This is a genomic window from Herpetosiphon sp. (genome assembly GCF_003512625.1).
Lineage (GTDB): Bacteria > Chloroflexota > Chloroflexia > Chloroflexales > Herpetosiphonaceae > Herpetosiphon > Herpetosiphon aurantiacus.
In genome coordinates, this window is sequence record NZ_DOPT01000046.1 from 1 (window position 1) to 11,441 (window position 11,441).

The following is an 11,441-nucleotide window of genomic DNA, read 5'->3' on the forward strand; positions in this document are numbered from 1 at the left end:
CTGACCAGCACCGGGATGCGCGGCTGGTGTGAATTACGCCAACAGGAGCGGGCTTTTCGCTTTGATCGGATTCTGGCAATCGACCTGAATTCGAGCTAATCAGTCCAATAGAAGCTTGGGTCGTGGGTTACCACCCCATGCCCAAGAATTAACATCGCGGTCACTGCATCCTTGGGCAACGAATAAAAGCGAATGCTATCCTCGTTGGGCACAACCAACGCAGTCAGCCGCCCCCGCACATCGGCCAATTGGCTATCGGTCAGTTGGCATTCAAATACGCTATATTGCACGCGCTTGCCAAAATTTTCGAGGGTTTTGGCGATTTTACTCCGCCGTTTATCGTGGGGAATATCGTAACTAATTAAGATGAACATACTTGATCCTTCGGCTAGTCAATGCAAAATGCTCCATGAAGGACACAAAGCACATGAATTTCATGCCCTCACCCCCAACTCCTGCCGTATAAGGGTAGGTTGTTAACAATGATTGGGTGGGATGTACCGTCGATTTGGATGCCCTCACCCCCTAGCCCCCTCTCCCGCAAGCGAGCGAGGGGGAACCATCCGATCATGACGCTTGGAACGCCCCTCGCCTGCCGCAGTGGGAGAGGGGTTGGGGGTGAGGGATTTAACGATGCCCTAGCGCTCAATCACGCCAAACATAGGGCTGATAGCGCGGCTCTTCGCCTTGCAGAACCCGCGCTAAATGCTGAGTTTGTAGTAAAAGTACCCGTCGCATTGGCTCGTTGTTACCAGTGCCTTGATAGCGAATCGGGGTTTGCATGCGTTGCTCATAGGCTTGAATAAAGCTTTTACGCGCCCGATCGTTGAGCAAAAAGCCTTTTTCAGTGCGGCTGAAATTGCTCATTTGCAATAAACCAGCATCAAGCACATCCAACACCATACGATCAACGATGCATGGCCGAAATTCCTCCTCGAGATCGAGCGCCAACGAGGGTCGCCCAAACTGCACAGTATGAAACACGCCGAGATAGGGATCAAAGCTGAGGGCTTGCACGGCAGTCATCAAATCGTTGAGTAGCAGTGTGTAGCCAAAACTCAACAAGGCATTCAATGGGTCGGGGGTTGGGCGATAAGCGCGGCCCGCAAAACCCCAGGCAGTTTTGAAAACAGCACTCCATGTGCCCCAATAGGCCGCTGCCCCAGCTCCTTCGAGGCCACGCAATTGCTCGATATCGGGCATGTGTTGCGTTTGTTGAATGACATGCTGCATGGTTTGTTTGGCACGTAGCCCCATCCCACCCCAATCGCTGCCATAACGCTCCAACAGTTGAATTTGATTGGCAACTTTGCCAACTACAATCGCCTGCACCAAGGGAACCGCCAAATGGGGGTTATCGACAATGCGGCATTGGGCGAGGCGCAAAGCCGCATTATTACCCAAGCCCGCCGAAACCATGGCCTTCTGTGAGCCACCCGATTGGGTCGTAAAAATTAAGGGAATTCCTCGTTGGGCCAGAAATACAATTGCGGCATGCGATACCTGCACCCCTTGACCCATCACAATGACTCGATCAACTTTGATTACTGGAATATCGTTGATCAACTCTTGACCACGTAGGATGATCAAGCGCTCATCTTTTTTGCCCAAACGGGTGCCTTGCTCGTTTAAATAGAGAGTTGGCATGGCTGACGATCCTTTTTAACGCTGGCTTCAATATTGGCGAGGGGTACAAGATACAGGTTCATTATCAAACTGCTTGTCAGATTTTATGTACGAGGTTTGCGCAAACGCTCTTTAATCGCCCGCTCAGCCGCTTCGAAGGTCGGCCAGCGGTCGGCTGCATCCTGTGGTTGAGCGGCAAAGCGATGTCCAAGGAAGGTCAGGCCATCATTAAAATGCTGCACCCCAGTTTTGCTCTCTTTGGTGGCGAGGCGTAAGCGCTTGAGCACATTGGTTGCATCGGCAAGCGCTTGCTCAACTGCCGCTTGATGTGCGCCCAGTAGCACAAAATCATCGGCAAATCGCACCAAAATATGGCCCCGCTCAGTCATCGCCCGATCAAAGGAATCGAGGTAGATATTGGCGAGCATCGGTGAAATTGCCCCACCTTGGAGCGTGCCACGTTCATGTTGGCGCAACAAACGCTGGCTCAGCGGAATTAAGGCTAGGGTTGCAATCCCAGCAGCGCCCCATGTTAGGCTGCCACCAGGCACTTGTTTGAATAACGGAGCCAAGCTGCGCAAACCACTAATAACCCGTTTGCTATGGGTTATGCCCCACAGGGCGGCGTTGCTGGCGAGACCTTGCAAGGCTCGTTTGCGCAAACTATCGGTGCGGTTGGCCTCAAAATCAAGCATTTGCGGAGCATAGGATGGGCCAGCCTGAGGGTAGCCCTGATTTGGCCAGAGCAGATCTTCGCCATGTTTCGCCAAGCGTTCAAGCAAATCTTCGCCATCATCCCACCAATTACTGGCTTCGGTGGTTGCGGCATCTTCCATCACGCCAACGCTTAGCCACTGGCCAATTAATTCGACGACTGCCCGATCGCTAATTCGTTGATGTAATTGACTGAGCAAAATTTGATGATCGATTGTGCCAAAACAATCGCTAATATCAGCGTGGGCAACCCATTGCAAACCCTGCTGGCGATAGCGTTCGATTCGGGTTAGGGCATGGGGCACGCCAACGTAAGGCCGAAAGCCATACGAACAATCCAAAAAAGTTGGCTCGATTTCTGGCTCAAGAATTTGCAACACCGCGCGTTGGGCAATCCGGTCGCGCACGGCGAGAATCGCAATACTGCGTTTGCCACCATCACGTTTATCCAAAAAAAGCCGCCGTGGTGGCAAAGGCCGATAAATTTGGCTTTGCAATTCCATTGCCAACTGTTGCATGTGATCAACCCAAGCGGCCTCAAAATCCAAAATCGTCACTGCATCGGGGCCATGTGAGCGCCCACGTTGCGAAATGCGAATATTACGCCGCACATGGCTCCAAGCGCGAGTCAAATTATCGACGCTGGCAATTTCGGCCAACATCGCCGATTCATAGCGTGGTTGCATCGGGTTCCTCCATAGAATTTATGCTTGAAATGTGATAGGTTTGGCGTTCGTTGGGGCTTAAATCGGGCAAGCTTAGCCAATGCACCAGTTGTTCGTTGGCGAGCAATTGGGCTAAGCGTTGATAGGCCCAATCCGTTGCGGCCCATGGTTCACAGTTGCCCCAGCAAACTTCCGCTAAAGCCGCAGCATGCTCTTCGGCTTGTGGTAAACAAATTTCGAGTAATTGTTGTTGCGAGCTAGGCGCGTGGTCGGCTTGTAATCCTGCTACCAGCAACAATGGATCAGCGCTACAAACCAACAAACTCCGTTGCCAACAATGCTGCCAGCGTTGGGCCAGTTGGGCTGCTGGATGGTTACTCTGGCGTTGAAGTTCGGCACGTTCCTCGGGATAGAGCTGGGTTGGCTGAACAGTGAGGCTAATTAGGCTGGGGCTAGCGCTGGCCCACAAGGCTCGCAAACTGGCTTGCCAAGCATGGTTGGGGTAAGCCGAAACAAAGGGCTGAGCGACAATAGCCTGATGTTGCAAACGCACAAAAGCCTGATAGGGCAAACTGCGCAGCCATTGATCCTGCAACTGGTCAATTAATTGATCGTGCTGCTCGATCACTTGGCAGGCATAGCTCGTTGGCAATAACCCAAGCATCCAACGGGCGGCGGTTTGGGCAATCTGCACGGCAATACTGGCCTGTTCATGCCAAACCATGCCCACATAGCTCAAACTTAACCCATGGGCATGCCGCCAAATCCGCAATTGCAAACGGGTATTTGCGGCATCGGGCAAGCCATGCCAGCCTGCCAACCAGCGCAACCACTGTTGATTAATACAGCGTGGCAGATTGTTGGTTGGCGGCAACGCCAGAATTGGCAGCACCCAACGCGCCACCGAGACTGCTCGCTGCTCAAACAGCACGCCATGCTCAGGATGCCAAAGTGCTGGCAGATTCAAATGTGTTGCTTGGCGCAATCAATGGCTAGCATCGCTGGCCTCGCTTGGGGCGGCTGGCTCGGTGATTTGGGGTTGTAATTGCTCTTGCAACATGCGCAAGCTACGCAAACCTTCACCAGCAATTAACGTTGGATCATGGGCCAAATCGTTGCTCCCAATGCGCCGACTTGGCATGCCAAATTGGGCCAAATAGCCAGCGGCTTGGCTGGCAATGGTAGTCGTGCCCTGAATTAAGGCCAATTGCTCTTGATGTTGTTGTTGGGTTAGTTGGAGTGAGCGTTCATGCTGCGAACGCCAATGTTCAAGCCGTTCTCGCTGATTGATTAATACTTGTTCATGGCGCTGTTGCATAGCCCGCAACTCACGCTCGCGTTGATGGCGACGTTCTTCAACTTCATGAGCGCGTTCGGCATGCAAAGCCTCAAAACGATGCTGAAGATCCAACATCTGATACTGCTGATCGTGGGTTTGCTCGCTTTGTTGGGCTTGAATTTGGCTTTGCCATTCCAGCATCAGGCGTTGTTGTTCGTGTTGCCAAGCCTGCTCTTCGCGGGCAATTTCGGCCACCTGTGCCCGCATATTGGCTTCGAGCACATGCAATTGGGCATTGAGCGCATGACGTTGGGCGGCAATATCATGGCGGGCAAGCTGTTCGCGACCTTCATCAATCGTGGCGGCCATGCGCAAAGCTGCTTCCGCCGATTGGCGCAGCACCTGCCCATCGATCGTCAATAAGGCTGCTTGATCTTCGGCGCGTTGCAAACGGGTTGATTCTTCAAGCTGGGCAATGGCAACGGCAGTTTCAGTTGCCGCCTCAATCCGTCGCAGATCGCCAGCTCGATCAAGAATTTGCAAGCGAATCAGGGTCAGGCCAGCCAAAGCTGGTTCTTGGCTCAATTGCTCAAACATGCGCAGCGCAGGCCGATCAATCCCGCCAATCTCAGGATCATAGCCCGTCAAGGCTTCGTGGCTCATACGCTCGAATTGCTGCATTGCAGCGCTCCGCACTACATCTTCAAGCACGGTTAGCGGGGCTTGATGGCTGGCAATCAGATAAGGATCGCAGACCTCGAAATCAACGACGACGGTAAAGCGAACACGCCATTTATCGGCGCTCCACCCTTCGATTGGCCCAATCTCGCGGCGCATACGGCTCATCGAAACCCATTGCACCATTACTGGACCACGCGGAATATCCCAAAGATTGTAGCTACCACTGGTTAGGCAACGCCGCAAACCTTGCGGGCCACTGAGGATCGCGGTAAAGGCTGGCGGCACTAAAACATCAACCAACTTGCCCAAAAATCGACGGGCAATCAATTGCGGTGGTGTGGCTAAACCATTAAATGTTAACTGTTGGCCAAGTTTTTGGCTCGGGTTGCCATTTAACAATGCTGCTCCATCCTCAAATAACGTATCAACATGCTGTTCCAAACTACTCATACAGATGCTCCTGTGGCGTATTGACCCATTGCACCAAGGCCTTGGTTCCGCTGAGTGCCTCCCAAGCGAGGGCATCGGCGAGGCGGTTGTAGGCTCGCCGAATATGTACAACGCGAAAACTCACACAACGACTGATTAATTGACAAGCTAGGCTATGCAACGGGTGTAAATGCGGCGTGCGCACGGCACACCGCCCAGCCAGATGATCGACAATCAACAAACTATCGGTCAGACAGATGACATTCGCTTGGGGATAATAGCGTTGGACCAAACGCAACCCATGAACTAAGGCTTGATATTCCGCCACATTATTAGTGTCGGCGGGAGCTTGCTGCATTGCCCAGCGCAAAATCGCCCCATCGTCTTGGCGAATGACCAAGCCCAAACCAGCCCGACCAGCCAAATTGCCTGGCGTTGCATCAATTTGCAGCCAAATCTTCATCGTGCCCTCAGCAACAGCAACAGGCTGCCAATAAAACAACTCAGGCCCAGCAAACTGACCACTACAACCAAACACCCACGGATCGACCATTGCAACATTTCCAAGCGCCGACCATTGGGCAGCGCAATCAGCACGAGGATGCTTGCCAGTCCCAAAAGTAGCAGCAGCCCCACCAAACATGTCATCAACCAATACCTCCTTTCGATACCAAGAATCGATATTTCTAGCCTAGCAGTTTAGTGAATGGAAAGCACTGGAGGGTAGTTGAAGAAGATTGCGCAAATAGTCTCTAATAAAGTACAGAGAATCCTGTAGAGGAGCTACAGACTTCTCTGAAATATTACAGCAGAGGATTTAAAATGGTATAGATATGCGGTAAGCTAGCAGTGTTTGATCGTGCTTAATGGAGGTAGCACAATGGCTGATATCACCAATCGTCAGCAGTTTTGTCGGGCAGTCGGGGATGGGTTAAAGTTAGTCCAAAGTCAACGAAGTGGCTCCATGCCAAGTACAGAAGCGTATATAGCCGATTGCTTGAGCATTGGGGTTGATACACTCCGTACATTACGCTATGCTTCCCGTCAACGCGTGATGGTCGAAGATAAAACTTTAGCCGCATTAATTTGGATTGTCCTGGCCGAAGGTCGGGCAACTCAACCATGGCTGATCACAATGCTCAGTGCGACTAGTATTATTCCCCCCGAACCACTGACAACTACTTGGCTTGAGAGCTATCTGCAAAGTGGTTTCAAACAACAACTCGATCAAGCATTGCTGAGCCAGGTTGTCCAAAGCATTCTTCCTAACCAAGCTCCAAGTGTCCTCAATCTCGTTGTTGATACCCAAATCGATGCATCAGATTTGCCCTTAAATCTTCCAACCCCAGCGCCGAGTATTCAAGTTAAATCAAAATTTCCCAACAAACCGTACCAGTGGTTGGGCTTATTTGGGCTGATCAGTGTGCTTGGCTGGCCGCTGTTTTCATTATTTCAAGCAACTGCGGCATCTCATGATGCTTCAAGCAGCATGGCCTTAATTCCTGCTGATGAATATTTGCAAGGCAGTAGTGATGCTGATATTGCTGAATATACGCGTTTGTGCCAAGTGCATCAGACAGGCTGCGATAGCTCGTGGTTTGCCGATGAACAACCACAGCGTTTGATTCAACTTGATGCCTTTGCCATCGATCGCTTTGAGGTCAGCAATCGCGATTTTCTGCGTTATAGTGAGGCTAACCCCAGCCTCTTAACCCAAGCTGAAACGCAGGGGGCAGGCTTTGTCTGGAGCGATAGTAATGGTTTCGAGTTGATCAATGGAGCAAATTGGCGGCATCCTCATGGTCCAAATTCAGCAATTACTGAACATTTGGATAAACCAGTGGTGCAAATAACGCCCAGTGAAGCCCAAGCCTATTGTATTTGGCAAGGCAAACGCCTGCCAACCGAGGCCGAATGGGAGGTAGCAGCCCGTGGTAAGCATTATTGGCGCTTTCCTTGGGGCAACGATTGGCAGCCCGCTAAGCTCAATTTTACCCAAGGCAAGCTTAGCCCAGCCTTGATGAACGTAGATAGCCTACCCGAGGGTCAAAGTTTTTATGGGGTGGCGCATATGCTTGGCAATGCTGCTGAATGGACTGCCGATTGGTATGATCCGCATGCCTGTCAGTCCAACGATCGGCTTAATCCACGTGGGCCAGTGATTCCAACTGCCCGGCATACCCGCCGAGGTGGCTCGGTCGCTAGCATGGCCGGAGTTTTGCATAGCACCTGGCGGATTAGCAACGAGCAAATTAACGATCAACCAAGCAATGGCACAGGCTTTCGCTGTGTCCAACATATCGCACTAGATCAGAGCTTGCCATGATTGCAAAAGAGTGGCTCTTTAACCACTAAAGGGGATGCTAGGCTAGCTAGCATCCCCTCGCCTAACACTTTTTAATTAGTTAAGTTGATTAACCGCCCAAATTTCAGCATCGGCAGGAGTTTGAAACATGCGGGTTGGGCGGCCACTCCCACGGCTTATCGTCATATAGAGATTGCCAGTGATGCGGCTGGTTGCCGATTCGACCACGATCGCCAAGGCTCGCGTGGGGAATTTTGTATCGCCGCTGGTGTAAATATGGCGAGCTTCGCGATCGATCGCTTCTAAGGCTCGCATATCGAGAATAACCGCACTATTTGGCCGATTCGCCAAGAGCCGTTGCATGACTGCTACATTTTCAGTCGCGTCAGCAGGCGATTCTTGGGCTGCAGGGAGCGAGATGATCCATAAGATCCCACGTGGATCATAGGAGAATTGCGCAGTACGGGTCTGCGCATCAATCTGGCGTGAGTACATTGTCATGCGAAAAGGCTCCGAACTAGGGTTTGTGATGCGAATATGACGGCAAAAACAGGGCCATCAGTTGCAGCATTCGCTGATCACGGGTAGGATAAGCGCGGTTCATTGGTTTGAGGTTGACGATGCCAGATCATAGCGCTGCGGTGCGAGCATTTCACGAGGCGATTGGAATGGAGTTGCCAGATACCCCCCAACTGCCATCTCTCGCTGTGCAAGCTTTGCGCCAAACATTACTTCAGGAAGAATATACCGAACTCCAAGCGGCGGTTAACGCTGGGGATCTGGTTGCTATTGCTCAAGAAGCCGCTGATTTACTGTATGTTACCTATGGCCTATGCCTGACCTATGGCATTGATTTGAATCCGGTGTTCGCTGAAGTGCATCGGGCAAATTTAGCGAAAACCACTGGCCCGCGCCGAGCCGATGGTAAACAGCTTAAACCCGCCGATTGGCAACCGCCCGATGTTGCAAGCGTGTTGGCCCAACAAGCGCCACCGTTTCGTGATGCCTAAGCTTCAGCAACGATGAACCGTGGTTGATCCTAGCCTGCTTCATTGTTGGTGATAACCCCTCTAGGCAGGATTCGGGCGCAGGATGTTTGCTCCCACATTCATCAATCCTTAACTTGCTTGAAGTGGGATATCAACCCCATGATCTGGTATAGCAATGTGGAAAGATCGTTGTATGGCTCAATCACGCCAGTTTGATCGGGTATTGGCTTTGCTCGTGCTTGGCCTCAGCTGCTGGACATTATTCTTACCAATGCCAGCCTTATCGAATGCCAACGCTCCAGCGGCTTTGGTGCAGGCCAGCCTTGCCACGCTTGATCAACAGGCTGAGCAACGCCAAATTGCCGTCATTGCTGCTAGCGTGCTTGATGGCGAACGTGGCGATTTTGAGCGCCGTGGCGTGCAATTGGCCCAACTTAGCCCCGAACAACAAAGCCAAGTGCGGCGTGAATTGGCGGTTGATATTGAATTATTGGCCCAAACCTCACGCGCTGCTGAGCATGAACGTCAAGCCTTGCAAGCCTACGATACGGCTTTGATGGGTCAAACCCGCGATTTAGGCGCATTGGCTGAGCAACTACGTTCAGCCACATGGCCAATCGTCGAACACCTCAAACTGTATCCACCACCACTCGGAACCCGCAGCGATTGGCTAGCCCCGAACAGCAACTATTTTCAAACCCGCGCAATTACGATTAGCAATGGCACACTTGAACAAGCGACCCAAGCAGCGATTGAGGTTGGTCGGGCCAGTTATAGCCAACGCCAACTGCGCGAGCTTGATCAAACCTATCGACAGGTGCTTGACCAATATGCCCAAACCTTGCAACAAACAATCACCAGCCAAACTAATGTGCGGCCATGGTGGCGTTGGGTTTTGGCAAGTGGTTTAGCCTTGGGTTTTGCAGGTTTGTTGTGGTGGGTTTTACGCGCTATATTAGCCAAAGATTGGCTGTTGTTGGCGGCGGGCGTGGCGTTGGCGGCATGGTTTGGGCTGCCATGGCCTGTGGCGTCGATTGGACTGCTAGCATTAGTTGGCTTAATTGGGTTGCGCCCAAGTTTAGCGGCTTGTCTGCCATTGCTCGCAATTCCGCTGTATTATCGCGCTCGCTTGGTTGGCAACTTGAGTTTTCCGCTCAACGAAACCTTGTTTGGCATCAGTGCTGCTGGCTTGCTATTGCATGTGATTTGGCGTTGGTGGCGTGGTCAACGGCCTGATGTTGCTTGGTTCAAAACTAGTTGGTATTGGCCAATTGGGGCAGTAGCGCTGGGTTTGGTGCTGGCGGCTGGGTTGAGCCTCGGGTCTAGTGGCTTGGTCGAGCCTGCGACAGCCTTGCGAGAATTGCGGCGCACGATCATCGAGCCAGCGATTTGGGCTTGTTTGGCCTTGCTATTACTGGCAACTCAGCGAGTTAAAGCGCAAAGCATGCTCTGGAGCTATATTGTAATGGCGGCTTGGATCGCTGGTGATGGCTTGGTGCGCTTTGCCTTGGGCGAAGGCGTTTGGGCCACAACTGGCGTGCCACGCTTGATCGGCCTGTTGCCAAGCTCGACCGCCTTGGGTGTTTACTTGGGCGCTGGTTTGGCTGGTAGTTTAGCCTTGGCCTTGAGCGCCGAATCGGCCAAACAGCGTCAATTGGCGTGGTTACTCAGCCTACCACTGAGTTTGGGTGTTTTGTTGACCTTCACCCGTGGCGCATGGCTGGGCGTGGTTGGCGCTGTTGCTCTGGTTTTGCTGCTACAACGGCGTTGGCGTTTGTTGCTTGGCGCTGCTGGCTTAGCTGGTGTTGGTTTAGCGGGCTTTGGCTTGATTCAGCCCAGCTTGCTGGCCCGCGTGTTGCGGCTTGGCGAGGGCACTGGCTCAGCTCGCCAAGAAATTTGGGCTTCAGCCTGGCGAGCGGTGCAGGATCAACCACTGCTTGGATTTGGGCTTGATCAATTTGCCCAGCTTGAGCCAAGCCGCTATGGAATTCCACAGATTCGTTTTTTGACCTTGGCGCATCCGCATAATCTGCTGCTTGATGTCTGGTTACAATTAGGCTTGCTCGGTTTGCTGGTAGTTTTGGCCATGCTTGGCTGGCAGGTTTGGCGTTGGTGGGGCAGCAAACAGGCTTTGGGGTTGGTGGGGCTGGCAATCTTGGCAGATTTAGTGATTCATGGCATGCTTGACCAAACCATGCTTGGCGGTGATATGATATATCTCTGGTGGAGCTTGCTCCTTATCAGTGTTTGGCGGCCATCCGCAACGGAGGAATCATGAGCGACGGTTTCTTTACTTTGCCTTGTCGAGTTGTCTTACCTGCTGAACAACGCGATCGTTTAGAGCGGCTTTGTCGTGCCCGTTCGATGGAAGTCAGCGATTTGGTCAGCGAGTTGGTGGTGCAATATTTGGATGAAGTGCCCGATTCAGCGCTGGCCGAGCCAATTCCTGAGCCATATGCCCCCTCGCTGAGTGAACAATTGCGCCAAAATGAGCGCGAATTACGCCGTTTGCTCATGCGCCAAAATCAATTGGGCGCTTCGGCTCCTGGCTGGCTCGATAATTATGTGGCCGATGTTGAACGCGAAATCGCGGTATTGCGGCGCAAGTTGGAAGGGTAGGGGGTGGAGATCGGTTGTTGGGGGTTGGAGATCGGTTTTTAACCAGGAAGATTGCTTTCCCAATCCGAACCAATGATCGTGTGGTTCATGGTTAGATGCATGGACTTCCCATGATTGCCCTTGAGGGGGTGCAG

Annotated in this window: 11 protein-coding genes; 4 read left to right on the forward strand and 7 right to left on the reverse strand. The window is 52.3% G+C overall.

The window, feature by feature from the left end:
- Nucleotides 1–95: 95 nt before the first annotated feature.
- From cas2 to DEF47_RS10595, 6 genes are all read right to left on the reverse strand, one after another.
- The gene (gene cas2, locus DEF47_RS10570; RefSeq protein WP_012189930.1) at nucleotides 96–374 is read right to left on the reverse strand and encodes a CRISPR-associated endonuclease Cas2; all 279 of its coding nucleotides are present in this window, start codon (nucleotides 372–374) and stop codon (nucleotides 96–98) included.
- 271 nt (nucleotides 375–645) lie between these two features.
- Nucleotides 646–1,647: a CRISPR-associated endonuclease Cas1 gene (gene cas1 / locus DEF47_RS10575; protein WP_012189929.1), complete on the reverse strand. Its 1,002-nt coding sequence runs from the start codon at nucleotides 1,645–1,647 to the stop codon at nucleotides 646–648.
- 83 nt (nucleotides 1,648–1,730) lie between these two features.
- Nucleotides 1,731–3,026, reverse strand: coding sequence for a reverse transcriptase domain-containing protein (locus DEF47_RS10580; protein ID WP_012189928.1), 1,296 nt, complete (start codon nucleotides 3,024–3,026; stop codon nucleotides 1,731–1,733).
- Nucleotides 3,010–3,972, reverse strand: a complete 963-nt coding sequence (locus DEF47_RS10585) for a hypothetical protein (protein WP_287045125.1) — start codon at nucleotides 3,970–3,972, stop codon at nucleotides 3,010–3,012. Before DEF47_RS10585 ends, DEF47_RS10580 begins: the two co-directional genes overlap by 17 nt.
- A gap of 18 nt (nucleotides 3,973–3,990) precedes the next feature.
- Nucleotides 3,991–5,415 (reverse strand): coiled-coil domain-containing protein, encoded by a 1,425-nt coding sequence (locus tag DEF47_RS10590; RefSeq protein WP_012189926.1) that lies wholly within the window; start codon nucleotides 5,413–5,415, stop codon nucleotides 3,991–3,993.
- Nucleotides 5,408–6,049 (reverse strand): ribonuclease HI family protein, encoded by a 642-nt coding sequence (locus tag DEF47_RS10595; protein WP_287045126.1) that lies wholly within the window; start codon nucleotides 6,047–6,049, stop codon nucleotides 5,408–5,410. Before DEF47_RS10595 ends, DEF47_RS10590 begins: the two co-directional genes overlap by 8 nt.
- 225 nt (nucleotides 6,050–6,274) lie before the next feature.
- Between DEF47_RS10595 and DEF47_RS10600 the strand changes: the two genes are divergently transcribed.
- Nucleotides 6,275–7,720 (forward strand): formylglycine-generating enzyme family protein, encoded by a 1,446-nt coding sequence (locus tag DEF47_RS10600; RefSeq protein ID WP_012189924.1) that lies wholly within the window; start codon nucleotides 6,275–6,277, stop codon nucleotides 7,718–7,720.
- 75 nt (nucleotides 7,721–7,795) lie between these two features.
- Here DEF47_RS10600 and DEF47_RS10605 read toward each other — a convergent pair whose 3' ends face one another.
- Nucleotides 7,796–8,200, reverse strand: a complete 405-nt coding sequence (locus DEF47_RS10605) for a DUF7793 family protein (protein ID WP_012189923.1) — start codon at nucleotides 8,198–8,200, stop codon at nucleotides 7,796–7,798.
- A 119-nt stretch (nucleotides 8,201–8,319) separates the two neighbouring features.
- Between DEF47_RS10605 and DEF47_RS10610 the strand changes: the two genes are divergently transcribed.
- The 3 genes from DEF47_RS10610 (at nucleotide 8,320) to DEF47_RS10620 (ending at nucleotide 11,307) form a co-directional block, all read left to right on the forward strand.
- The gene (locus DEF47_RS10610) at nucleotides 8,320–8,709 is read left to right on the forward strand and encodes a dUTP diphosphatase (RefSeq protein WP_012189922.1); all 390 of its coding nucleotides are present in this window, start codon (nucleotides 8,320–8,322) and stop codon (nucleotides 8,707–8,709) included.
- A gap of 172 nt (nucleotides 8,710–8,881) precedes the next feature.
- Nucleotides 8,882–10,966, forward strand: a complete 2,085-nt coding sequence (locus DEF47_RS10615; RefSeq protein ID WP_041304467.1) for an O-antigen ligase family protein — start codon at nucleotides 8,882–8,884, stop codon at nucleotides 10,964–10,966.
- A complete protein-coding gene (locus tag DEF47_RS10620; protein WP_012189920.1) occupies nucleotides 10,963–11,307 on the forward strand; it encodes a hypothetical protein in 345 nt (114 codons plus the stop codon). The genes DEF47_RS10615 and DEF47_RS10620 overlap by 4 nt, the downstream gene beginning before the upstream one ends.
- The last annotated feature ends 134 nt before the right edge of the window (nucleotides 11,308–11,441 follow it).